The organism is Methylobacterium terricola, assembly GCF_006151805.1.
Taxonomy (GTDB): domain Bacteria; phylum Pseudomonadota; class Alphaproteobacteria; order Rhizobiales; family Beijerinckiaceae; genus Methylobacterium; species Methylobacterium terricola.
This window is the reverse complement of record NZ_VDDA01000032.1, coordinates 12,727-37,001: the sequence shown is the minus strand read 5'-3', so window position 1 is coordinate 37,001 and position 24,275 is coordinate 12,727. Positions and strand designations below refer to the sequence as shown.

Annotated in this window: 22 protein-coding genes; 12 read left to right on the top strand and 10 right to left on the bottom strand. The window is 60.8% G+C overall.

Annotated elements, in window-relative coordinates:
• Positions 1-68 precede the first annotated feature (68 nt).
• Complete coding sequence (locus FF100_RS31750; RefSeq protein WP_139040028.1) at positions 69-2,264, top strand: putative bifunctional diguanylate cyclase/phosphodiesterase; 2,196 nt, start codon at positions 69-71, stop codon at positions 2,262-2,264.
• A gap of 240 nt (positions 2,265-2,504) precedes the next feature.
• Here the strand turns inward: FF100_RS31750 and FF100_RS31745 are convergent, their stop codons facing one another.
• The 3 genes from FF100_RS31745 to FF100_RS31735 all read right to left on the bottom strand — a co-directional run bounded on the left by FF100_RS31745 (position 2,505) and on the right by FF100_RS31735 (position 3,769).
• Entirely contained in the window at positions 2,505-2,708 is a 204-nt protein-coding gene (locus tag FF100_RS31745; protein ID WP_139040027.1) for a hypothetical protein, read from the bottom strand.
• A gap of 262 nt (positions 2,709-2,970) precedes the next feature.
• Positions 2,971-3,150 carry a DUF3606 domain-containing protein gene (locus tag FF100_RS31740; protein ID WP_139040026.1) on the bottom strand — a complete coding sequence of 60 codons (180 nt, stop codon included), beginning with the start codon at positions 3,148-3,150 and terminating at the stop codon, positions 2,971-2,973.
• A gap of 205 nt (positions 3,151-3,355) precedes the next feature.
• Complete coding sequence (locus tag FF100_RS31735; protein ID WP_139040025.1) at positions 3,356-3,769, bottom strand: DUF1236 domain-containing protein; 414 nt, start codon at positions 3,767-3,769, stop codon at positions 3,356-3,358.
• A gap of 662 nt (positions 3,770-4,431) precedes the next feature.
• On the opposite strand from FF100_RS31735, the gene FF100_RS31730 reads away from it, so the two are divergent.
• From FF100_RS31730 to FF100_RS31720, 3 genes are all read left to right on the top strand, one after another.
• The gene (locus tag FF100_RS31730) at positions 4,432-4,866 is read left to right on the top strand and encodes a tellurite resistance TerB family protein (protein WP_139040024.1); all 435 of its coding nucleotides are present in this window, start codon (positions 4,432-4,434) and stop codon (positions 4,864-4,866) included.
• Between the two features lie 455 nt (positions 4,867-5,321).
• The gene (locus FF100_RS31725; RefSeq protein ID WP_246102606.1) at positions 5,322-5,906 is read left to right on the top strand and encodes a response regulator; all 585 of its coding nucleotides are present in this window, start codon (positions 5,322-5,324) and stop codon (positions 5,904-5,906) included.
• Positions 5,907-5,996: 90 nt separating this feature from the next.
• Positions 5,997-6,422: a Ros/MucR family transcriptional regulator gene (locus FF100_RS31720; protein WP_205825108.1), complete on the top strand. Its 426-nt coding sequence runs from the start codon at positions 5,997-5,999 to the stop codon at positions 6,420-6,422.
• A 746-nt stretch (positions 6,423-7,168) separates the two neighbouring features.
• On the opposite strand, the gene FF100_RS31715 is transcribed toward FF100_RS31720, so the two are convergent.
• Both FF100_RS31715 and FF100_RS31710 read right to left on the bottom strand, forming a co-directional pair.
• Positions 7,169-8,455, bottom strand: coding sequence for an alpha/beta hydrolase (locus tag FF100_RS31715; protein ID WP_139040044.1), 1,287 nt, complete (start codon positions 8,453-8,455; stop codon positions 7,169-7,171).
• 441 nt (positions 8,456-8,896) lie between these two features.
• Positions 8,897-10,870 carry an AI-2E family transporter gene (locus tag FF100_RS31710; protein WP_139040023.1) on the bottom strand — a complete coding sequence of 658 codons (1,974 nt, stop codon included), beginning with the start codon at positions 10,868-10,870 and terminating at the stop codon, positions 8,897-8,899.
• 190 nt (positions 10,871-11,060) lie between these two features.
• Here FF100_RS31710 and FF100_RS31705 point away from each other — a divergent pair, with 190 nt between their 5' ends.
• From FF100_RS31705 to FF100_RS31685, 5 genes are all read left to right on the top strand, one after another.
• Entirely contained in the window at positions 11,061-11,888 is an 828-nt protein-coding gene (locus FF100_RS31705) for a transglutaminase-like domain-containing protein (RefSeq protein WP_139040022.1), read from the top strand.
• A 42-nt stretch (positions 11,889-11,930) separates the two neighbouring features.
• The gene (locus FF100_RS31700) at positions 11,931-13,892 is read left to right on the top strand and encodes a hybrid sensor histidine kinase/response regulator (protein ID WP_246102597.1); all 1,962 of its coding nucleotides are present in this window, start codon (positions 11,931-11,933) and stop codon (positions 13,890-13,892) included.
• Between the two features lie 915 nt (positions 13,893-14,807).
• Complete coding sequence (locus tag FF100_RS31695; protein ID WP_139040021.1) at positions 14,808-15,323, top strand: hypothetical protein; 516 nt, start codon at positions 14,808-14,810, stop codon at positions 15,321-15,323.
• Between the two features lie 125 nt (positions 15,324-15,448).
• Positions 15,449-15,997 (top strand): CsbD family protein, encoded by a 549-nt coding sequence (locus tag FF100_RS31690; RefSeq protein WP_246102595.1) that lies wholly within the window; start codon positions 15,449-15,451, stop codon positions 15,995-15,997.
• A gap of 141 nt (positions 15,998-16,138) precedes the next feature.
• Positions 16,139-16,342, top strand: coding sequence for a hypothetical protein (locus FF100_RS31685; protein WP_139040020.1), 204 nt, complete (start codon positions 16,139-16,141; stop codon positions 16,340-16,342).
• Between the two features lie 51 nt (positions 16,343-16,393).
• Here FF100_RS31685 and FF100_RS31680 read toward each other — a convergent pair whose 3' ends face one another.
• Complete coding sequence (locus FF100_RS31680; RefSeq protein ID WP_139040019.1) at positions 16,394-17,494, bottom strand: RHE_PE00001 family protein; 1,101 nt, start codon at positions 17,492-17,494, stop codon at positions 16,394-16,396.
• Positions 17,495-17,672: 178 nt separating this feature from the next.
• On the opposite strand from FF100_RS31680, the gene FF100_RS31675 reads away from it, so the two are divergent.
• The gene (locus tag FF100_RS31675; RefSeq protein WP_139040018.1) at positions 17,673-18,845 is read left to right on the top strand and encodes a tyrosine-type recombinase/integrase; all 1,173 of its coding nucleotides are present in this window, start codon (positions 17,673-17,675) and stop codon (positions 18,843-18,845) included.
• A 131-nt stretch (positions 18,846-18,976) separates the two neighbouring features.
• Here FF100_RS31675 and FF100_RS31670 read toward each other — a convergent pair whose 3' ends face one another.
• Positions 18,977-19,747 carry a hypothetical protein gene (locus FF100_RS31670; RefSeq protein ID WP_139040017.1) on the bottom strand — a complete coding sequence of 257 codons (771 nt, stop codon included), beginning with the start codon at positions 19,745-19,747 and terminating at the stop codon, positions 18,977-18,979.
• A gap of 794 nt (positions 19,748-20,541) precedes the next feature.
• On the opposite strand from FF100_RS31670, the gene FF100_RS31665 reads away from it, so the two are divergent.
• Positions 20,542-21,567: a hypothetical protein gene (locus FF100_RS31665; RefSeq protein WP_139040016.1), complete on the top strand. Its 1,026-nt coding sequence runs from the start codon at positions 20,542-20,544 to the stop codon at positions 21,565-21,567.
• A gap of 324 nt (positions 21,568-21,891) precedes the next feature.
• Here FF100_RS31665 and FF100_RS31660 read toward each other — a convergent pair whose 3' ends face one another.
• Together FF100_RS31660 and FF100_RS31655 are read right to left on the bottom strand one after the other, a co-directional pair.
• Complete coding sequence (locus tag FF100_RS31660) at positions 21,892-22,734, bottom strand: hypothetical protein (RefSeq protein WP_139040015.1); 843 nt, start codon at positions 22,732-22,734, stop codon at positions 21,892-21,894.
• Positions 22,731-23,090, bottom strand: a complete 360-nt coding sequence (locus tag FF100_RS31655; RefSeq protein WP_139040014.1) for a hypothetical protein — start codon at positions 23,088-23,090, stop codon at positions 22,731-22,733. The genes FF100_RS31660 and FF100_RS31655 overlap by 4 nt, the downstream gene beginning before the upstream one ends.
• Positions 23,091-23,222: 132 nt before the next feature.
• On the opposite strand from FF100_RS31655, the gene FF100_RS31650 reads away from it, so the two are divergent.
• A complete protein-coding gene (locus FF100_RS31650) occupies positions 23,223-23,486 on the top strand; it encodes a helix-turn-helix domain-containing protein (RefSeq protein WP_139040013.1) in 264 nt (87 codons plus the stop codon).
• Positions 23,487-23,514: 28 nt separating this feature from the next.
• On the opposite strand, the gene FF100_RS38555 is transcribed toward FF100_RS31650, so the two are convergent.
• The gene (locus FF100_RS38555) at positions 23,515-24,243 is read right to left on the bottom strand and encodes a DUF3768 domain-containing protein (protein ID WP_342779041.1); all 729 of its coding nucleotides are present in this window, start codon (positions 24,241-24,243) and stop codon (positions 23,515-23,517) included.
• Positions 24,244-24,275 lie beyond the last annotated feature (32 nt).

The following is a 24,275-nucleotide window of genomic DNA, read 5'->3' as shown; positions in this document are numbered from 1 at the left end:
CCAACCTTAAGCTATCCTTTAACAACCCCTGGGCAGTATGGGTATCGAACTCGAACCTCGATCGATCAATGCGACCGCGAACTCTCCTCCTCGCTGAAGAAGCCCGAGTCGCCGCGCTCGCCGAGTACGACCTCCTCGGATCACCCCCGGCACCAAGTTTCACCCACATCATTGCCCTCGCCGCACGCCTGTTCCAGGTGTCGAGCGCTTTCGTCTCCCTCCTCGACAGCGAGCGTCAGGTCTTTCACGCCAAAGTTGGCCTCGACCTGTGTGAGACCAGTCGCGAAGTTGCGTTCTGCTCGCATACCATCGCGCAGCCCGGCACTCTCGTCGTTCTCGACGCCACCCTAGATCCTCGCTTCCACGTCAACCCCCTCGTCACCGGGCCGCCACACATCCGGTTCTACGCCGGCATCCCGTTGGAGACCCCGTCAGGTCATGCCGTCGGCACGCTCTGCCTGGTCGATGCCCAACCCCGCAACACCTTCACGCAGGCCGATCAGCAGCTCCTACGACAGTTCGCCGACCTCATCTTGGACCGCATGGAGCTACGTCGGCTGGAAGTCGCACGACGCGCGAGCCAGTCTCGTTTCGAGCACATCGCGTCGACATCGCCCGATGGCATTGTCTGTGCCGATGCACAGGGCTTCATCACCATTTGGAACACCGCCGCTGAACGCTTGTTCGGCCACACTGCCGCGGACGCGATTGGGCGGTCCATCGACTTGATCGTCCCTGAGCGGATGCGCGGCGGTCACGGTGGTGGCCTGCGACGCGTCGCCGGCGGTGGTCAACCACGGCTCGTTGGCAAGATCGTCGAGTTGCCCGCCTGCCACGCGGACGGTACCGAGTTCCCGATCGAACTGTCACTGTCGCAGTGGCATGAGGACGGGCGGATCGCGTTCGGAGCGATCGTGCGCGACATCCGCGAGCGGCGCGCCAACGAGGAGCGACTGTTCCGCCTCGCCCACCTCGATCCGCTCACTGAGCTCCCCAATCGCGCCGTGCTGCGCGAGCGCCTGAGCGCAATCACCGCCGCGGCCCGACCCGTGGCGGTGCTGATGCTCGACCTCGACGGCTTCAAGGAGATCAACGACGGCCACGGCCATGCCGCTGGAGATGCCGTCCTCCGGGAAGTGGCTGCGCGCCTGCTCAGATCCATCCGCCCAACCGATACGGCGTCGCGGCTCGGCGGCGACGAGTTCGTGATCCTGCTCACCGACCTCGGCGACCCATTACGAGCGGCCGCGGTGGCAGAGGCGGTCATCGCAGCGATCGCCAAGCCGGTTGAGTACGAGGGACAGATGCTCCGGCTTGGAGCCAGCGTCGGTATCGCCTTGTCGCCAACCCACGGTGATAGCGCCGACGAGTTGCTCTCATGCGCCGATCTCACGCTGTACCAAGCCAAGAGCGAAGGACGGCATTGCTACCGTATGTTCACCCCCGTGTTGCGGCAGGAGGCACAGCGCATCCGCACCTGTCGGGACGAGCTCGGTCGGGCTCTCGAACGCGGCGAGTTCGTACTGCACTACCAGCCGCAGGTACAGCTCAGAGACGGCGCTCTGATCGGTGCGGAGGCGTTGATCCGCTGGCAACATCCCGAGCGTGGCCTGCTCGCGCCGGGTGCGTTCCTCGACGTGCTGGATGGCAGTCGCTATGCGGCGTCCGTCGGCGACTGGGTACTCGCCACAGCCTGTAGGCAGGCAGCGCGATGGCGCGAGGCAGGTGCACCGGAGTTCCGCATCGGGGTCAACCTGTGCAGCGCGCAAGTTCAGCGCGGTGACCTCGCCGAGAGGGTAGCAGCGACGTTACGTGAGACGAACCTCCACCCGCCAGGCCTGGAGCTCGAGATCACCGAGACCATCGTACTGCACCATGATGGGGTGTTGGTCACGGCGCTACGCCAGTTGCGCGCGGCCGGGGTGGGCATTGCGTTCGACGACTATGGCACCGGGTATGCCTCGCTCAGCCTGTTGAAGCGTTTCCCACTGACCCGGCTGAAGATCGACCGGTCGTTTGTCACCGGAATGCTCACCTCGGAACAAGATTTAACGATCGTTCGATCGATCCTACAGCTTGGTCACGGTTTCAAGCTGGCGGTGATCGCCGAGGGCATCGAGACGGAGGCCGAGTACATGCGCCTACGGGCGAAAGGCTGTCAGGAGGGACAAGGCTACCTCTTCGGAAAGCCGATGCCGGCAGACGTGTTCGCAGCTCATTACGGGCTCGCGCCTACGATAACAGGTAAATCGGTTACAGCTTGACAGATTGCGATCTTTATTCGCTGCGACATTGAAAGCCAGTGCGAATTGTCAATATACATATACCGATACTAGCTGCGAAATGCGGAGGTGATCAAGCGATGGCCAATCCCGGCATTCCGACCCCTGGCGATCCCGACGTGCCCACTCCCGGCGATCCGACACCCGGGGATGTGCCGCCCGCGCCCGACAGCGAGCCGCCGATCGGAGACCCTCCTGGACCGGACGTAACCGCCTGACCGGTCAATCCTGCCGTTCGCCCTCGGTCATGCGCGTGGTCAGCTGTTGGACCAACGCCTTGATCTGCGGGTCCACCGGCATTGGCATAGCCTCGTAGACCCGTCGCAGTTGCCGGCCGAGATGGTGTTCGATCGACTGGCTGCGATGCAGTGCGATGTGGTCATGCTGCAGCAGCGCCATCGTGTCCTCGCGGGTCGTGTCTGCCATAGAGATGTCTCCCGTGGGGTCAGACACGGATCAATGACTAGGCCGCAGCCTATGTTGCAGCTTATCCCACAAACTGTGCTGTTAGGCTTAGGAGGGCATTAACGACGGGGCAAAGGGATTAAGAATGTGCTGCCCATTCTGAACAGCAAAAAAGGGCGCCGAAGCACCCTCTTGCCGGTCGTTCAAGGCCCTGCTCCGATCAGCCTTCCAAATGAACCGGTTGGACGACAGCTTGGGTGCTACAGGGCGGCTGTCTGCTCCCTCACAGGGCGATCCCAAGGTGAGCCGCCACCGTACTCGCCCGGGTGCTCGTCAGCTTGACCGCCTGGCGTAGCGCGTCGTCCGACACGCCGAACCGCTCGCACCAGTAGGCGCGGTCCTCGGGGGAATAGATGTCGATGTGACGCTGGCGGTCCGTTGGCACAGCAGCGATTAAAGCCATAACATACTCCTGACCATGTGAGAGGCGCGCTGCCGCGCTCGCCAAGCATATAGCCGTTAACGCGGGACGTTCGGCTTTGTTGCTGGTCTTGAGCCCTCAAGCGCGAGCTGCCCATAGCCTGGCCTCTGTTCATGACCTGACATGGAAAGAGCGGGCGTCAGGCGCCCGCTCTCTGGTCCGAGGCCTTCCCAGGCCCCAGCAGGCCTTAGTCGATCACTTCGACGATGCGCCGGCTGTGCGGATCGACCAGCACCGGACGGTCATTGACGATGGTGTAGCGGTGGCTGCCGGCGCCATACTCGGCCGGCACATCGTAGTAGGTCACACCCGACGGCGGCAGCACGCTGCCGACCCGGACATCGCCGTCATAGGCGTAGGAGGGGTGCCGCTCGCGCACGACGTAGCTGCGAAAGCGCGGGCGCGTATCGACGCCGAGGATGCCGTTGACGGTGCCGGTGGCGGCGCCCACGGCTCCACCCACGATCGCGCCGATCGGGCCGGCAGTTGCGCTGCCTTCGGCGGCCCCTTCCTGGGCGCCGCGCACGAGGCCCTGGGCCTGCGCCGCGACCGGCAGGGTGAGAGCGATCAGCGTGGCAGCGGCGAAGGTTCTGAGCGACATGACAGAGGTTCCGGTCTGCGGCCCGGGCTGTGAAGCCCGGCGGTTCTGCGGGTCAACGTTCAAGCTTGGCCATAGGATGCATGCCGTGCGCGCAAAATTCTTGCAGGCGAGCGGGACCAACCAGGAACGCTCACGCGAGAGACGTACAGCCGCCAAGGTTCCGCTCGTGACAGGCTAAAAATTGTAGGAACTGGTCCCCAGCCTGGCCGTTTTGAGAGTATCTGACAGTCAAGCTTCGGTTGCTGCCATGAATACCGCGCTCCTCTCTGCCATGATTGCTGCAGGCCTGACCCTGGCGGGTTCCGTCACGGCGTCGGCGGAGCCGAGAGCAAATGTCTACGTCGGTGACATTGGGTTGCGGTTGCCCGTCAGCGCGCTTGTGCCGTCTGAGACGCCGCCTACCACGGCGCAGGTTGCTCCGGAGGCCTCCCGGGCGGCCCTGCCCCGCAAGGTGCGCGTGGTGCTCGCTTCACCTTTCGGAGTGCGCTAACCGACTGTTTGCGCAGCCGGTGCTGACGTTTCTCGAACAGTATCAATAAATTCCCACTCTAGGTCCCTTGGAACTGGGAGACGTTCATCCTGCGCTGTGGCAGGCTGCCTTATTCCTCCCCGCATTGCGCTTGCTAAGCAGTGCGCGACAGATACGCGAAGAAGGTAGACCGATGAGCCTCGTCCAGGCGGTCTTCGGCCGGTTCAAGCAGACGGTGACGGCCTATGCAGGCGACGACGCGCTGATGCGGGCCGCGGTGTCGGCCTGTGCCAACGTGATCGTGGCCGACGGCGAGGTCGCGGGGGCGGAGTTCGAGGCAGCCCTCAAGGGCATGCTGGCCGATCCTGTCCTCGAGAAGGGCTATGACAGCTTGATGCTAGAGGAAGAGCTCTACGACGGCATCGGTCGTGCCCGCACCCGGGCCGGGCGGATGCAGAACATCCACTTTATCGAGGCCATCGCTGACCGCCCGACGGAGCAGCGCCAGAGCGTATTCCTGATCGCCGCCGACGTTGCCGATTTCGAGGGTATCAGTTCCTCCGAGCACCGAGCCCTAACTGAGGTGGCAGGAGCGCTCGGTTTAGACCGGGACGTGCTACTCTCGTAGTCGGCGCGCATGTGGGCTCCGCTCAACGGATTTGGCATCCCCGAAGCACCCTGTTAGCCGCGCAGCAGAGCGCGACATACGGAGTGGCGCACCACTATCCTGATCTCGGACTGGTGCCGTTCGACAATGCCGACCACGCGCGGCAGCGCACTTCAGGGCAGCGTCTTCCCGCAGCGCCGACAATATCCTCTGTCATAGCCGCGTAGTCGACCGCCTTGAGGCCACGAGACCATGGTCCATCGTACGCTTCAAGTCCGGCATCTCGAACCGCTTACCCAGGCTCATAACCGCCGGGGTCTGGACAGTATCGGGGGTGGTGACGCCCGGATCAGCGACTTTCGGACAATCGGAATGAAACCAACGACGCTGCCAGCGCTTCCCTCCTAGGACGGTTAACGTGGATTAATGGAAGGCCTGGAGCGTAGCATGAGACCTCCTCCGGGCAAGGAGGGGATATGCGCCACGCCAGCTTCTTCTATCGAGGAGCGGACGAGGGATCAGCCGCTGCCAGCCAGGGTGTCGCGCTGGGTCTGATGGATGCTTTCCCCATCGCCGATGAGTCATCCCTCCCGGATCGCCTTCAGGAGCTTGTCGCCCTTCTGCTAGAGCGGGATGCACTGGGCCAAACCGATGAACGAGGAGGTGCAAAAAGCACTGATCCGAACCGGCTCGTTCTCGTACTTGAGGATGATCCGGCCATGCGCGAGATGGCTGTGGCGCTCTTGGAAGAAACCGTGCTGGATGTGGTCACCTGTGATACCGGCGACGATGCGGTGGCGCTCTTGCGGGACCGAGGCGCCGAAGTCGCCATGGTGTTCACGGATGTCAGCCTCCCCGGCACCATGGATGGCGTGGACCTCGCGCGCACCGTTCAAACCTTGTGGCCAAGCATCCGCCTCGTGGTCACCTCCGGTCAGGCAGGCGCGCATGTCGAAGCGTTGCCCGACGATGTCGTCTACATGCAGAAGCCGTGGCGTGCCCTGGACGTTCTGGTTCAGGTTGACCGCGCCGTGCGCCGACCGTCCCTACCAATCAGATAGAAGGATGGCGTGCTGTTCGATCTTTTGATGGCTTGATTGATCTGTTAATGAAGCTTGGCAGTCAGAACGAACAGCCATGGGTCTCAGAGTATGAACAACGTTACCATGCCCGCCGAACAGGTGATCGGCTTGGCTGCTGACATCGTGTCGGCCTACGTCAGCAAGAACAACGTGCCGGGCTCGGAGCTACCAGCCCTCATCAGGTCGACCTACGCGGCTCTGACGAAACTCAGCGCCCCGCCCGCGCCCGAAGCCGAGAAGCCGACGCCACCGGTACCGATCCGCAAGACGGTAACCCCAGACTACCTGATCAGTCTCGAGGATGGGCGCCAGTACAAGTCGCTTAAGCGCCATCTGACGAGCCGGGGCATGACCCCTGCCGACTACCGCCAGAAGTGGGGCCTGCCGCACGACTACCCGATGGTCGCGGCGAACTATGCTGCTGCGCGTTCGGAACTCGCCAAGAGCAGCGGGCTCGGCCAAGCGCGGAAGGGAGCCACCCGCAAGGCCGGCTGATCGGCACAGCCGTCGCGCAACCCGATCAGGTGACGAACCAGGCGAAGCTCGCTTGAGAGTTCACTAACCATTCGAGACTATCGTGACCTCGGGCAGCGTTGCGTCTCAGCTCCTGTCGTTTGGACACAGCACACCCCGCCAGATCATCGGGCTGGCGGGGTTCTTCATCTTAGGCTCGGCCCCTCCACGGTTCGGCCGAGATTTGAAGGACCGGGGTCGACCTGACGCTGGCACACATCCAACGTAAAAAAATCAGATATTCAATACCTATTTCAAGTATTTGTTTGCGCTGAGAGCTGCACGTCCCGCATCAGTAAGTTCGGCGTACGATGGTCGACCAGGTGCGGCGATACATGGACGTCGGATAAGGCCAGCTTTAGCATGAGCATCGATAACCGCTATACCACCTCGCGTGATGTAGAAAGAGCCACATTTATTGTCAGAGCTCGTGGCGCTACAAACTTTTCGCGCCTCTACCTTGCGCAGAAAACTGATGTTGGGCTCGAAGGATCTCTGCGTCATTTTTCAATCCTGCATTTATAACTTAGAGGCATTTCGAGGCTCAGATACTCAGTAAGCGATATCTCTATTATTATGGAATAAATGTCTGGCTTGCCCACTGGCAAAAACAATTACTACTCATAATAACCGGTCAAACGGCGCCGATATTTCAAATTCATGTTGTATCTGTCATCCCTCCTAAAGTTAGCACTCAAGCTTCATCGTTGCGCAAAAATATTGAACAGTCAGTGTCTGCCAACTACCGCGCGCACGGGCGCCCCGGCTAGATCAACTGTCGAGCCGATGGTGTCCTTGAAACCGCTTCCAACATTGGACAGGTGCTCGCCATAGGTTTCGCGGGTCTGCGGGTCGATGATAGCTACGGGAGCAACCACGGCTAATGCAGCGCCGGTCGCGACCGTCGAGGCGGCACCGGCAGCCGTACTTACCAACCGATCACCGATGCCGATCTTGCCGTCCGAGATCGGCTGCCCGTCGGCAAGTCGCTTGCCCAACAATGCGACGACATCGCCCGAAGCGAACTTGCCGTGGTTGAGTGGGTCGTCGCCTTTCACGGTCGACAGGTTCAGCACGCCGATGTTCTGGCGCGCCAGTTCGGACCGGTATGGCTCGACCGTTGGGTCGATAGCGCCCAGTCGCACGCTGTCACCCCAAACCAGTCGGGAGACCGCGAGCGCCTGGTCATCGCCGGACACCATGAGCGTGAGACGCGGCCGATCCGGACCCATATCGCGGAACGCCTCGCGAGCGAGATCGATGTCGACGTCCGGGGCAGCCAGAATGACGTTGCGGACCTTGGGCGCCACGCGCCGATCGCGAATGGCCATCTGGCGCAAGCTCTCCAGCGTCAGCCAATTGCCCATCGAGTGAGCCAGCACCGTCACTTCACCGACATTAGGATCCTTGGCCAGATCCCGAAGCAGCGTCTCGAGGCCGTTGCGCGAAAAGTTGGTGCTCTCTCGATCGTAGCCGTAGGCGAGCACCGAGCCGCGCGACGGCCAGGTGAACAGCACCGGCGCGACCTCGGCGCCGGAGTCGTGGACGATTTGGGCGAACCGAAAAACCGCGTCCTCGAACTTGTTGTTGAAGCCGTGAACGAACACCAGAACGTGGCGCTTGGAGTCCCGTTTGAGCGCGCGTCCTGTCCACGCTGCGACTTTCGAACGGTCGATCGGCTCGGCGCGCAGGGCAACGAAGTCGGTAGCCGGGTTGCCAGGCAGGGACTTGGGCCACTGCACGGAACCTGGCTGGCGAATGGCGTCCGGCGGAATGGAGACTGCGAGATCGGTGTAAGTCACGGCATCGCCGCGCTCACCCGAGAACAGCACGCCGCGGTCGGTGGCGGACTTGCGGGTGGTGGCGACCAGCATCTCGACACGTGAGCTGCCGGGCACCGGCTCGATGGCGGCGATGGGCAACAGCACCCCGGTCGGCCGTCCGGCACAAGCACCGAGGCTCATGAGCATCGTCAGCCCCGTCGTGACGGCGATCGTTCGAGCGCAGCTTGCCATCTTCCGAACCACCCATGCTCCCGAACCTGAGCTGCTCCACAACCTGGACGGATGACACGTTCACGAACCGTCAAGGCGGAGGCCGTTTACGGGGTGATTGCGGCGGTTGCCGGACGAAGGCGTTGACGACCTCACCGAATGACCAATGGAAGGCAGAGATGGTCGGCGCTCGATCAGCTGCCACATCGCATGGTGGGAACGACGCACACCCCTTCAGACAGCTCAGCCTTACTTAAGGAGCCGGACCGACAATTTTCAATGGTAGGCCGCGTCAGCGCCGCCTCTCCGCCAACTACCGACTGTAAATTGTCCCTGAAGCAAGCGCAGGAACCACGGCGTAGCGGGATACCATGAAAACCGCAGGGGTCATCTTAGTGGCATTGCTTCCAGGCTTGGCTGCGCCGCATGAGAGCAACAGCCAAGCCACTTCACTCTTCCATCCTACGCCGCACTCGCCGAAACCGGCGTGATGCCGTCCGAGGGGATACCCCCTGCAGCCTTCAGGCATGCTTCGACGGCTCCGCGCAGCGACGAGACGTAGACATCCGCCCCGATCTGGCGACCCAGCGCGGCGTCCGTGAGCACTCCCTCGCCCTCCGGCCACAAACCAACCAGCACTGGTACGTCCGGCGCCCGGTGCTTCAGACGCTCCAGCAGGTAGCGCAGGTGCGACGGGTTTCCGGTGATGTCCAGGTAGGAGATGCAGATCATGGCCACGCCCGAGAGGTCCAGCTCGCGAATACCTTCGCGCGAAGCAGACTGGTAAGGCGTGACGCGGGCACCGAGCCCATGCTTGCCTAGCAACTGAGCCAGCATCGCCGAGGACGCCTCGTCCAGGGGACCGCGCCCGGCCAGGCACAACACCGGCGCCTCCCCGCGCCACGCCTCTGGAAGGCTATCCCGCGGCGGGGCGTGCCCGGGCACGGCCTCGGTCTTGGGATGGGTTCGTTCGGCCAGCGTCGGTGTCTCGCTCGGGTTGACCGCCTTGTCGGCAGTGGCGGGTTCCTCGTCCGCGCGGCTTTCGAAATCCTCAACCAGCGAGCGGGCGGAGGCCCGGATGTTGTCGAGCTGCGCCGATGTGACGACCCCACGCGCGAAGTCGTTGGCGGCAAGCTGCAGGCCCTTGAGCGCAACTTCATCGTAGTACGACGACAGCGAGCGATCCTGCAGCATGCCCTCGGCAACCTCCCGCACCTCATCCGGGTCGCCTGCCAGCATGCGCTGATAGAAATTCTCGACAGGAGTGAGCGGCGGCCGGTCGCCGAGCAGCACGTCGAGGAACTCTAGGCTGTCGACGTGGCGGCCGAGCACGACGAGACAAACTGTGAAGGGAGTAGCGAGGATCAAGCCGATAGGCCCCCACAGGAAGCCCCAGAACAGGGTTGAGACGATCACCGCGAACGGCGACAGGCCCGTTGAGTGGCCGTAGAGCAGTGGCTCGACCACCTGTCCGAACAACGGCTCGGCGATCAGGAACAGTGCCGCGGTGGCGATGACCATCGACCAGCCCGGGTCGACCGCCGCGGCCAACGCCACCGGGAACACGCCTGAAACGATGGCGCCGATGTAGGGGATGAAGCGCATGATGGCGGAGAGCACGCCCCATAGCAGCGGATTGGGCACTCCGATGAACCAGAGGCCGACACCGACAATCACTCCGAAGGCAGCGTTCATGCCGAGCTGCGCCAGGAAGTAGGTACCGAGTCGGCCTGCAGCGTCGTCCATGGCGACGGTCGTGCGGTGCAGGTCGCTTGATCCGAACAGGCGGATCATGCGGTTGCGCAGATCCTCGCGCTGCAAGAGCAGGAACACCACCACCACCAGGATGATGCCCACGTCGGTCAGCGGCGAGACGACAGGGCCGAGGACCTTCTCGGCGAGCGCCAGCGGCGAGAGCTCAGGCTCCTCCACACGCACGAGCTGCGCTTTGGGTGTTTCACCGCTCGGCCCGGTTTCAGCAGTCGTGCCGGCTGCGGTCGCTTTTTGTGTCGCGTCATGAACTTGGTGGCTGAACTTCTGGATGACCTTGTTGGCTTCGCCGAGCCAGCCCTGCTGCAGACCGACGAGCTTTCTCTGCACGGTCGCTTGATACTGGGGCAGGTTGCCGGCGAGCCCGGCCACCTGGGTACCGATGACCGCGCCGATGCCGCCGATGACGCCCAGGGCTAGCAGGACGGCGATGATGACGGACGGCACGCGTCCGAGCTTGATCCGTCGCAGCAGGTTGACCACCGGGGCCAAGACGAAGCTGAGGAGCACCGCCAGCACGAGGGGGATGAACACCTCACGGCCGAAATACAGCGCGGCGATCAGCACCACGCCAACGGCCAGGGTCAGGAGGCCTCTCAGGCCTGGTACGAGCGGTGGCGGCACCTGGGCGGGCTGCTTCGGCGCACCTGTCACGTCTGTTGTCATACTCTGAACCCCTCGGCGGTGGCCGGTGCGTCGTGTGCACCACCTAACGTCGTCGGAGCTGGTTCGTCTCGGGCCGCTCGCGGCCGGACCTGGCATCGCCGCCGTACGGTCGTTTCGCCGCCTCGTGCAGGAACGACGGCCTGGCGGGCATCTTGCCTGGACTGGAGCTTTTAAGGGTGGGGATCCGTCCATGCGCATCCGCTGTGGCTACACCGTCGCTCTCGAGACGTTCGGCCCAACCCCCATGGTGCTACTTCTGAACATTCGTCCAGAGCGTCAGCCCGATCTGCGCAGCCGCGAAGTCATCGCCCTCGATCCGCCGGTAGCGGTCAGGCAGTTCCGCGATCCGTTCGGCAACGTCGCCACCCGCATCCTCGCTCCCGGCGGCCGCATCACGATGTCGGCGGACTTCGAGATCGAGGATCGTGGTCGGCCGGACGACCACGCGCCCGAAGCCCGCCAGATCCCGGTCCAGGATCTGCCGGACGAAGTGCTGCCGTTCCTCCTCGGCTCGCGCTACTGCGACACCGACAAGCTATCGCAGACCGCCTGGGACCTGTTCGGCTCGAGCCCGGAGGGTTGGGTACGCGTCCAGGCCATCGTCGACTACGCGCATGGCCGCCTGCATTTCGACTACATGCAGGCCGACGCGACGCGCAGCGCTGCCGATGGTCACGCGCAGCAGGTCGGGGTGTGCCGCGACTTCGCTCACCTGGCGATCACGCTGTGTCGGTGCATGAACATCCCGGCGCGCTACGCCACCGGCTATCTCGGCGATATCGGCGTGCCCAAGGACCCGGCGCCGATGGATTTCTCGGCTTGGTTCGAGGTCTACCTCGATGGACCGGCCGGACCGCGCTGGTACACGTTCGACGCCCGGCACAACCGGCCTCGGATCGGCCGCATCGTCATGGCCTATGGTCGTGACGCAACGGACTGTGCCATCACGACGAGCTTCGGACCCGCCCCCTTGGCTGGGTTCTCGGTGCGCACCGACGAGGTCGGCGACCCGACATGACAGCGGACTCACCGTGCGGGAGGCAAAAACGTGCGCAGGTTCATGGACGCCATCTCGGGACACGGGTTCGGTCCAATCGCTCGTTATGGGCTTCCAGTCGGTGCGGTGGCGGCAGCGACGCTTCTGCGCTTCCTGGCGCCGCTCGATGTCGCTCCGTTCCTCCTCTACCTCCCCATCGTGTTCTTGGCCGCCTTGGCGCTTGGGCGCGGGCCCGGCGGCGTTTCAGTCGGGGTCTCGTTCCTGGCCGCCGCGTGGTTCTTCCGTCGCTCCGACGGCACACTGAGCTTCAGCCCGGGGCAGGTCATCGCTCTGATCCAGTATCTTGCGGTGGGTGCCGCGATGGTTTGGATCTGCGATGCTCTACGCCGGACAATGGCCGAGCGTGAGGGGACGCTTCTCAGCCTCGACGCAGCCAACGCCGGTTTGCGAGCCAGCCAAGCGGCCTTGGAGGATGCCCGACGGGATGCGGAGGCTGCGCAAGAGGCGGCGGAGGATGCCAATCGCGCGAAGAGCAGTTTCCTCGCCAATATGAGCCACGAACTGCGGACTCCGCTCTCGGCGGTCATCGGCTATTCCGAGATGCTGGAGGAGGAAGCTGAGGAACTGGGCCAGGAAGAGTTGCTCAAGGATCTCGGCAAAATCAAGTCGAATGCCAAGCACCTACTCGGACTGATCAACGACGTGCTCGACCTCTCGAAGGTCGAGGCGAACAAGATGGATACCTTTCCCGAGGATATCGACGTCGAAGTGTTTGTGCGCGACGCTGCCGCTACGGTTGGACCGTTGATCTCGAAACGGGGCAACCGTCTCGTGCTCGACTTCGCTGACGGCCTCGGCGTCGCCCGGACCGATGCAACGAAGCTGCGCCAATGCCTGTTCAATCTGCTCTCGAACGCCGCCAAGTTCACCGAGGGTGGCACCATCACGCTGCGCGCGCGGCGCGAGACGGACCCGACCGGCGACCGCCTGGCCTTTGCGGTTGAGGACACCGGTATCGGCATGACCGAGGAGCAAGTCGAGCGATTGTTCCAGCGGTTCACCCAGGCCGACGGCAGCACGACGCGCAAGTACGGTGGCACCGGGTTGGGGCTCGCCCTGACCAAGGCCTTCGCCGAACTGATGGGCGGTAGCGTGACGGTGGCGAGCGAGCCAGGGCGTGGCACGTGCTTCACTCTGAACCTTCCGACCACTCTCCCGGAGGCTGCCGAGGTCCTCACGGAAGAACCGTCCGCCGGAACGGGCATTGCCGGAGGCGCCCGCGGGCTCGTGCTTGTCATCGACGACGAAGCCAGTCAGCGCGACCTGATGGGCCGCTTCCTGACGCGGCAAGGCTTCTCGGTGCGCACGGCCGCGGACGGACGAACCGGCCTCGATCTTGCCCGCACTATAGCGCCGCGGGTCGTCCTGCTCGATGTGATGATGCCGGAAGTCGATGGCTGGGCAGTCCTCGCGACGCTGAAAGCCGACGCCACGACCCGCGACATTCCGGTCGTGATGGTGAGCTTCGTGGCTGACACGACCCTGAGCGCCTCGCTCGGGGCGACCGACACCGTACCGAAACCCGTCGACTGGACGCGACTGAAGGATGTCCTTGACCGGATCGGGACCGGCTCCGGCGACGTTCTCATCGTCGACGACGACATTGACATGCGCAACCGATTGCGAGTCGTCTTGGAGCGTCACGGATGGTCGGTGCGGGAGGCCGGCGACGGCGTCGAGGCGCTGGATCTCGTCCGCGAGGCAACGCCGCACCTCGTCCTCCTCGATCTGACGATGCCCGTCATGGACGGCTTCACGTTCCTGGCCGAGATGCGCGCCATGTCGGGTTGCGCGGAGGTGCCGGTCGTCGTGCTGAGCGCGCGCGACGTAACGGTAGAGGAGCGGCATCGCTTGGCCGGGGCCGCCCGGGTCCTGCGCAAGGGAAACGCGAGCATTGGGGACATCGCTGCAGAGGTAAGCCGCTTCGGTCACCACGCGGTGGTCGCTGAAACTGGCTCGTCCTGACGCTGAGAAAAGGGCTAGTTCAGCGGTGAATGTTCGTTTCAGCTTGGAGACATGAATTTTCTAAGCTCCCCCATGATCCTGTCGGTCCAACGCATCCCCCATGGCAAGGCGGCATGGGAATGGCTTGCTTCGACTCCAGTGGATCGATGCAAAGCCTGCGCTAAACATTAGCTATTCGGCTAGTTCCACCCGTAACGTGGAGGTCCGACCGCCTTATCGATATCATGTCTGCTCATGGGAAATTCTTCTACTTTTTTATAGTATATATGATTACTTATTAATGAATTTAGATAAATTAAAGGCGGCGCAATCTATTACGAATTAATGTTTTTAGGTGTGTGCGTGGCGCCAATGTCTATAGCAGCGGAGGATAGTACAGTATGATCCCTCTTATCTTAACGCAACAGGTGAACTGTTTCTTGCCCACGCCGGCTGGTCATTGGATGGATCACTGTCTCGAGACCGATACAGTGAGCGATGCACTTATCGCCCTTGGCCTGATCATGAAAGCCGGGTGAACTCAGTAAGGGCCGTGTCGCCGCCGACGGCCAGGGCGACGCACATGGTTCGCTGAGGAAGATTGCGAAGCGAGATAAGCCGACACGCCTGCCCTGATCGCGTAGCGGATCGAGGACCCACCCCGTGCGTTCGTATCCCAATAGGAAGATGGAGAGATGGATGTCCGATAAACCCGACCTACCCGAGGGCGTACCCCCAGCAACTCCCGACATTGGCCTGCCGACCCCGGCAGGGCCGGCCCCCCGACCCCTACCAGATTTACCTCCCCCACCGTCCGAAGATGAACCTTCAAATACCCCTCCAGGGGGCAACTAACACCATTTCACTCTCGATATTCCACCGAGGATAGGGCGTGAGACGTGCGCCCAGATCATTACAACGCTTTTGGAGATCTATATGCGAACCATCGCCCTCATCCTTGCAGCGTCCATCATCGTTGAACCTGCCGTAGCCCAAGCTTCGAAGGACGAGGGAGTGGCCATCGGGCCCTGGAAGGTCGAGGCGGTCTCGCAGGGGCAGAAGTTCGAGCGTTGCACAATGACCCGGACGACCGATGACGGCGTCGAGGTCGAGTTCGCCCGCGACGCGCAAGGACTAAATCTGACGATGAGTTCGCCAAAATGGAAGCTGGGTCGTGGCAAAAGTTACCCGGTCGAGTTGGCCGCTGGATCCTCGGTGCTGCAGGCAACCGTGGCTGCGACGGGAAATGCGGTATCGTTGCCGGTCAAGGACGACCGCTTCCTCAAGTCGTTGCGACTCGCTGACGGTCTAGAGGTGAAGGGCGAAGGAGCGACTATCAAGGTAGCGCTTGATAAAAGCGCCGCTGGCTTGGATCGACTGGAGGCATGTTATGCTAAGAACGGCTCGGCAACTGAGACGAACCCATTCGTAGCCCCGAGCCGTAAGCCGTAGTCGGCTGGTACTTGAGTGCTTGAAGTGGGCTGGCTCGTTGGACAAGTTCTGCGTAACCCGGCGTAGCCTCCTCCTGATGCTCTCACAACCCTGTCGATACTCACACGTGCAGAGGAGGAACAAACATGGATGAGAACCGCATCACCGGCACCGCGAAGGAACTTGGCGGCAAGGCCGAAGGCAAGGCTGGGGAACTGGCTGGCGACCGCTCTATGGAAGCGAAGGGCGCCGTCAACGAGGCGAAGGGCACCGTCGAAAACCTCTACGGGCGCGCTAAGGATGCTGTACGCGATGCGGCTGACCACGGTGGTGTCGACAGCAACCGGGTGTCCGGGGCCGCAAAGGAGTTCGGCGGTAAGGTTCAAGGAGCGATGGGCAGCCTTGTTGGCGACAGCGAGACCCAGGCAAGAGGCAAGGCCAACGAGGTCGAAGGCTCCGTCGAGAACCTTTATGGGCAGGCAAAAGACGCAGTCCGAGACGTCGCAGAGCAGGCAGGGGATCTCGCCAGGGACGCACTGAAGCAAGGACGTGAGCGCTACCCCGATGCGGAGCGCGCTTATCGCCAGAGCGCTGATACTGTTTCGCAGTATGCCAAAGAGGCTCCGTTGATGGTCGCGATAATGGCAGGCGCCATCGGCTATCTCTTGGCCCTGGTGATCCACGGCCGGCGTTGATCCCAATAACGCGTCCTCTCTTTCGCGGAGAGGACGCGTCACCGCGTGGGGCCATCCTGGAGCTTCGTCAAAAGATAGCTCAGCGCGAATTACGGCTTTTGCTGCCCAAGCCCGACAAATGGCACCTAGGCGGAAGCGAGCATGATGATTCGAGAGTATGTGCCCCAAGCAATAACTCCAAGCGACACCATCGCACGTTGGCAGCTCAAGCTCGCCACGCTGGCTGACAACGACAATGCACCAACTAAAGTCAACGTCAGCTTCCTTATTATAATGATGCTGCTTGGTGCACCCTTTGTAACGGTTGCAGCCGCAGCGGCCTGCCTCGGGTGCATGTTCCAGTAAAAGTCCAACGAAGAAGCTCAGGCTCATATCCAGTGTGTCAGCAGTCTAATATCATAGGACCCCCCATGCTCGGTATCGTCCTCGTCCGGTGAGCTCGCGCAGGCCAAGTTCGGCCACGAGGGTCTGGGCGGCGCGGGGTGTGACCCCGAGTTCGTCTGCGATGGTGGTGGTGGAGACCAGCGGGCGGGCGAGCACGAAATCGATGAGTCTTGGCAGGCTGGAACTCTCCCTCCTCCCCCGCACCTTGAGCAGCAGCCCCTCGCGCGCCAGCATCCAGCGATCGTGATCCCTCATGCCCTGCTCGGCACCTGCGGTGACGGCGCCGAGGACGGCCAGCCAGCGGGTCAGCGGGTCGCGCATGAGCCAGCGGTCGCGCGGCACGCGGCGCAAGGCGCTGGCGAAGGCGGGCAGGTGGTGTCGGGCCTTGTCGCGGGCGCGCAGGAGGTCGGCGGCGAGGAGCGACCCGAGCCATGCGCGGTGCTGAAGCGGTTCGAGGGCGGCCCAGGCATCGTAGGCGACGGCGGCGGCGAGGACCGGCGGGAGGGTCCGGGTGTCGGCGACCACCTGGCGCCAGTTGCTGAGGCGGTCGGTCTCGCCCCAGGTTGGGTCATAGAGCAGAGGCGTTTTCTCCCTCACCGGGCCGGTATCGGCGAGGAAGCGGTTCGAACGGGCGATCAGGGCGTCGATCCCGGCGAGCTCGGCTGCAAAGGCGTCGTCGACGCCATCGAGGTCCCCCTCCCCGTTGTCGGCGTCGACGGGCGGCGCGGCTGGCACCGGGATCGCGTCCTGATCCGTGGCCCCATCCGGATCCTCGGATAGGGCGGCGAGGCCGGTGGGGCTGGTGGCCCAGCCGGGCTCGACGGCGGCGATGCGGCGGCGGGTGCGCAAGACGGCATGGGCGCGGGTGAGCTCTTGCGAGGGGGCTTGCCGATCGCGTCCTGCGTCGTGGAGGACGAGATCCTCGAGGAGGACGAGGTCACCGTGGAGGGCGAGGCTGGCGCATGCGTCGGCGAAGTCGGTGCGGGCGCACCAGCCGTCGCGGATGGGGCTGGTGGCGAGGAGCTGGTCGAGGCGGGCGAGGGCGTCCTCAGCAGCGGCGAGCGGCGTGGCGAGGGCGGCCCAGGGGAGTGGCTCTGGCAGGCGATAAACCATTGTTCCTCCTCTACCAATGCATCGTCACGGAAGCGAGCTGCTATTTCACTTCGCGCAGCTGTATGAGATTGGGATAGCAGTTATGACCATTGATAATGATCTCTTATCGATGATGATGGACGCCGACGCGGAAATCAGCTTCAATGCGGGCTTGAGCCCCTGCTGCAGCCCGCCCGCGATGTCCGATCTCCCCCCTGACCTCCTCCCGGATCCGACCCTCGCCCGGGAGCGCGACCTCGATGCCCTCGCCGGTCTCCTGCCGTTCGACGCCCGCGAGCGTCTAGCCATCCTCCTCACCGACGAGGACGCCGCCACCCTCAAGCACCTCGCCCGCTCCGGCATGGGTGCCAACACCCTTCGGGCCCTCGCCTCCGACCTCGGCTACCTCGAGGCCTGGTGCCTCGCCGCCACCGGCCACCCCCTGCCCTGGCCCGCTACCGAGGCTTTGGCGCTGAAGTTCGTCGCCCATCACCTCTGGGATCCGGCCGAGCGCGAGAGCGATCCCCGCCACGGCATGCCCAGCGCCGTCGAGGATGATCTGCGGGCCCGCAGCCTGCTCCGGGTCGCCGGTCCGCACGCGGTCTCGACCGTGCGCCGTCGCCTCGCCCACTGGTCGACCCTGCACCGCTTCCGCGGCGTCGAAGGACCATTCAAGGCACCGCGCCTACGGACCGCCCTATCTCTCGCCGTGCGGGCGAACCGGCGGCCACGCACCCGCAAGAGTCAGCGGGCGGTTACCGCCGCGGTGATCGAGAAGTTGCTCACCACCTGCCTGTACGAGCATCGGCTGGTCGACGTGCGCGACCGGGCACTGCTGCTGGTCGCCTTCGCGTCAGGCGGGCGCCGGCGGGCCGAGGTGGCTGGCTTGCGGGTGGAGGACCTCGTTCGCGATGCGCCCGTGCCGCGCGATCCCGACGATCCGGACAGCCCGACCGTGCCGAAGATCACGATCCGGCTCGGGCGTACCAAGACCACGACGGCCGAAGACGACGCCCGGGTGGTCGTGATCGGGCGTGCCGCCACCGCTCTTCTCGACTGGCTGGCCCTCGCCCGGATCGAGACCGGGGCGGTGTTCCGGCGCATCGACCGTTGGGGTCGCCTCGGCACGACGGCGCTCGACCCCCAGAGCGTGAACGCAATCCTGAAGGCGCGCTGCGTCCGTGCCGGGCTCGACCCGGCCCTGTTCTCGGCCCACGGCTTACGATCGGGGTTCATGACCGAGGCCGGAAAGCAGGGCGTGCCGCTGCCCGAGGCAATGCAGCTCTCGCAGCACCGCTCGGTGCAGCAGGCGGCGCGCTATTACAACGAGGCCGAGATCGACAAAGGCAAAGCTGTACGGCTGATCGGATGAGGCGCGCGCCGGAAGGACTAAGCTCGCACGTCGAGCCTACGGAGGTTGTTTCGTTGCCGAAGCCCGCGCCAGTCACTCCGGCAACGATAACTGACGAATTCCGTCATTAATTGCGATGGCCATATTCACTATTAATCGCTGTGTACTTTATATTCATTTAAAAATGCATGAATAAGCCCTTCTAATATCACAACTAATTTTTTAGATTTATCGTTGTATGGCATAGTAATGGTTTTAAAGACCATCTTGCTGTCATCGGCGTCATGGGAAAATTTAAAATTAATGAATTCATTATTCTTTGCGGGATTTTTAGGCGCCGAATTTTCCTTCCTATTACTATTATACCACTTTCGTGACCACTTATCTAAACCTTCTCCCGTCTTTTTAAACAAATCCGCCATATCGTCAGGGCCGATACCCTCGCTATGTAAATATTTGATTGCACAAACATCTCTATTATAAAGCCCTCGTACTTTATTTCTGCTTTTAGGACCAGGATCACCGTAAGATATGCAAGACTCAACTAATAAATGTAGCGATGTTGTTCTCTTGTCGGCTTTAGCACGCGCGCTCCAAGCTTCTTGCAAAAACTTCTTATAACCTTCGTTATGCGCGGACTTAAGCCATAAACTATAAGCAAAAGCTACCGCTTTTATATGATCTCTTTCAGAAATTTTTTTGACTCTTTCAGAGCTTTGCTTCAATGCGCCAATAGGATTTTTACCAAAAGTTTCAAGAATTCCTTCTATTTCTTTTATATTTTGCAAAAATTTATCAGCACTGTCTAATAAGGTGCGATTAACTTCAGGAAATCCTTCTATTAATATATGATCCAGATCATTTTTTAATGCATTCATTCTTCGTGATTTGTTTTTTATGGCTGGTTTCGTTTTTGAAATCATCTCTCATCCGCACCTTTCTGAAAGCCCCCTCATGAGGGGTATGCGGCGCAAACCGTTAGGGGCTCGTGGGCACCATCATTCACCCGATACATGCATCAAATGTCTGTTTAACAGACATTAATCCGATCGTCAAAAAATCGCTTCAGAACGCATTCAACCCAGCCAATGCGGGGTTCCGATCACGGGGTGGGACTTGGTCAGGCCGAAATCGGCGCTATCAGCCAAAGCACGTCGATCTATCGGAAGTGCTCAAAGCAGCCGCCTGGGGCTGCTCCAGAACCGTGCGAGGAAGTGTGCTAGGGCGAAAGAAGCGGCATCCCGGTTGCGGAAACCCACCAGCGCCGCGACCACTGAGAGGCAGCCCTGCGGCTCCACGGTGAAGGTCAGTTGGTCGAAGAGATCGTCGCAGTCTTGGTGCATCCCGCAACGCCCTCCAACCATATCACCGGGCGCGCGATGCTCTCACCAGCTACGCACACGTAGCCAACTGCGCAGCTACTTTTTCCAGCGTTCGTAGCCAATGTCCGTTTAACGGACATTGGCGTGAAATTTCCGAAAAATAATTTTCAGATCCGTTCGGGCTTAGGCGCTTCGCATTCAGGGTCGGACCAGGCAGCCAAATCGCACTGTCTCAGAGCGTTTCATGTGCAAGGCCGAGTGCCGTCCATCTTGCGCGTCGGCGCTGTCGAAGAGGCCCTCGAAATTCATTCCTCTGGCTCCGAGGCACCTCTGGAGACCCCGTAAAAGCTCGTCACAACCCTATTACCCTGATCAGCAACTACAGGGCATCAACCATGACGAACTTGGTACGTTTCCCTACCCCCAATCGCTTTCTAAGCCCTCAAATCCCCGATTGGGAAATTACACCCCCCCCTGGTTGGAATTCCACATCGAAGCTGCCTGAAATTACCGATCTGGCGTCATTCGTGGAGGTGCATCGTTACGCCGACTGGCGGATCAAAAACTACGTCGCCTACCCGCAAGAAAATTACGTCGTGAGGGCACACAGGGATGTGGTCCGAGGTCTGCAGCGGGGTGCCGCCGCCGAGCTACTAGCGAACAACGCACTTGCTCGCATCGGCTTCGCGGAGATTGCCGTTGAGCACCTAAAGGCCCACGGCGGCATCGACCGCGGGCCGGTCTGCTTTGTCACGCTCGCACCCAAACAGTACGCGTTTCCGATCCCACAGAGCCGTTATCGCTTCCCCCCGCTGGAGACGGAGCCGCGTAGGTCCAGCAAAGCTGCGAACTTCGACATCCGGAAACTCCAGGCGTTTGCCCGGCAAGCGATGGGAGAGATCCCGTTCCTCGGCATCGTCGAGGTCGCCTTTTTTCGAAATTGGGGGCCCGAGGGTCAGTCGCGCTATGACTGGGCCAGCTGGCACACTCACCTACTATCCTGGGGAGCGACGCATGCTGAGGTCTCGAGAACGCTGAGCCCCGTTCGAGCGAAACACCAGTCGCTGATCAAAGGCTCGCCTGCCGCTCACGCCCTGAAACTCAGCCATGATGACAAAAATAGTATCGAGCGATCAATTTTTTACAAAATGAAAGCACCTCAGAAACAATATCGCGTCGTTTATTATAATAAAGAGTGGAAAAACAAAAAAGGTGATGTCCTTAAACCGGGATGGCACCTCAGGAAAGATTGGCTTCGAACAGGACAGAGAGTGCAGCTACTCGACATCGTTGGAGAGCGCACCCTGGATCAACTCCTTTTCGGCAACCTTGAGGGTACCAAACTAGCTCGGGCGATCAGTGACGAGGCCTTAAGCACCTATCATGACTACGAACGACGGCAGCCATGGGCGAGGCGATAGGCGCTACGGCGTATCGATCATCCCGTTCCTTCTGCACTCGGGCTCGCCCTGAAAGATGCTACGGTCCGAGAAGGGGCAGTTGTAGGATGAGTTACCGGCATAGCCTGCGTGACTGCCCATAGGTGGGCGTATGGGCCCACCCGCATCAGATCCCCCTGGAGCGCCTACACGCAGCTAGGCAGTTCGAATGACGCCAGTCAAATTTGGATAGTCCGGACCGTCTAGCTCAAGGATTAGTTTTGCCACAGTGTCGATGAAATTCAGGCATCAAGGTCCACCTTTTTATCGATGCGCTTGGTACTTTGCGCCTGAACTAGGCTGAGATCATCGTCCGACAGGGCTTAGGGAATTAACTTTTATTTCGATAAAATATCGACTCATAGCACCCACGTTGGCTGACACCATCACAAGTTTTGAATTTTCATCCGCCCAAACAAAACCGCATTTTACATCTCCTAACACATCGCGCTCGCAAACTGCCTCACCGTATTTCTCACAAATCAACTCAATTCCGGGGCTGCATCGCTCAATTATCGGCGTTGGTAGCTTCACTGCTTTGAAGCCACGCAGTAGCATTGATTCTTCAACACGCGTATAATTTTGTCCAACATATGCCGCTGACAGTTGCTCCAAAGCGGAAGGTGGCGGCAATGGTTTGTAGAGAATGCGTCGTTCTAAGCCAGCATCCACCCATTCATTAGCTAGAATTTGAGTGTCGTTAAAACCACAATATATTCCTATTTTACGACTTCCAGCATAAATTCTGGAGCGTTCTGCGTCAATTTTTTGAATAACTATTTCATCGACATTCGCATAATCCCGCTCAGATAATCGTCCGCGATACGCATATGATAGAAAATTGAATGATGCAGAAATCCCTTCCAGACGTTTAATTGATCTTGATGAGTCCGATAAGGCACTAAAGTAATCGTCTGCGTCCGCTGGTGTCTTGCAATCCGCTGATGACACATTTGATTGTTTGCCTTGACTGAAATGAAATGAGGGATGAAGCGATAGTAAAAAATCAGAAGTACGCGCTTGCTGGCTTGGCTGAGCTTTGGCGCTCGACGAGCCTGCAACCAAAAATGCGGACGGGAACACGAGATTTAGCGCAGCCATCAACGGCATCAGATTTATGATTTTCGACACGTGATTCGTATTTTTCATGGGCTCAACTCCTTTTTAGCCATTTTGCTTTTCCGCAGCTCACGATTCCCTAGGAAAGCCATCAGTGACAATATTAGTGCGGCGGCGCCCCAATAATTTAGATCATGGAACTTAGTCGTACGGCCCGCTACGTTGCCGATCAGGCCAGCCAGCAGAAAGATGCTGCCTGATAAGCGCGGCAGCCCAAGTGCAAAGGCCGCTCCAATAATAAACAGTAATGCAACTAATACTCCTAAAGCACCTCCTTCGGCTAAATCCTGGTTTTTAGCAACATCAGCTCCAAATGATACAGCACAAGATTGAAGGAAAATTGCAAAAGATAAACAAAGTCCTATAATTAGAACGGCAATGCGCATAGCGACCTCTCATGCAAGATGTTGTGATGACAGCATCGAGACACCCCAGAGTGCTTCGATCCGAACCGGCCCGACGACAATGTCGAATATATTCCGTGGTTTGATGTTCCGCAATCTGATGGCCTTCGTCCGATGGACGGGCGAACGCGCGTGGCGCGCAACCTTCGAAGAATTAGGTCTGCGCAAGGGATTTCGCAGGAAGCGCTTGCGATCGATGCGAACGTCGATCGTACATATGTGAGTGGTATCGAGCGGCGTGTGTTTAATCCCACTGTCGATATCCTTGATCGTCTTGCTGACGCTTTGTCGATCGATGTGAGCGAGCTATTTAATAAGCTGGACAATGCCGACCCCGAACCCTCGTCGCTTCGTTCAGGCAGACGATCATCGAAGTGATGGGTGGATATTGCCGGTGTCTTCATGATCAATACTCAGCGATGAGCATGATCGTGAGCACTCGCAGCGTCACCTCTGCGTTTGCCGGATCGAAGGAATGACCTGAGCTTTGGCGGCCGTAGTAGTCGATCTTCCAGTAGTAGCGATCCCCATTGACCTCGACAGCGCCGAAGTCGTGCTCCCCGTAAGGGTCGTTCTCGGGCGTGAACGCGTCGAAGGCCGCGACCGCCGCGACCAGGGCTGCCACGCGCTCAGGACCGAGGGCGCGTACGCCGGGTGTGAGGACGAGACGACCTCCCTGCCCCGTCCCCCGCAAAGCGTCGTTCAGCTGCTGGATCGTTCCGCGATGGGCTGCCGCGCTCGGACTTTCGATTTCGTGGAGATCGCTCTGTTTGTTCATGTTTTGTTCTGTTTCGATAACGCTCATAGATCCCGCGTGTCGGTTCTCGGCGATCATTCCGACGCGGTCGCCAGCAAGGCGCATCAGGGCAGCGAGGTGCGTGAAGTGGGCTGCGCTGCCCTCGAGCGCCGCAACAAGCTCTGCCATCAGGGCCGGGCGCACAGCCTCGGCTTCGGTTAGGGCATGCAGCAGCGATGGCCCATCTTGAGCGATGATCGCCTGCATGGCCCTGATGGTCGGTAGGTGGCGATCAGACCAGCCGCTGCCCTTCGGCAGAAGCACCTCGATCGGAGTGAGCCGCGGTGGCGTACCAGACCTCGGTTCGGCGGGGGCATCCGCATCGTACGACTTGGCCATTTTAAACCCTCTGGTTCGATTGGTGAGCGCTT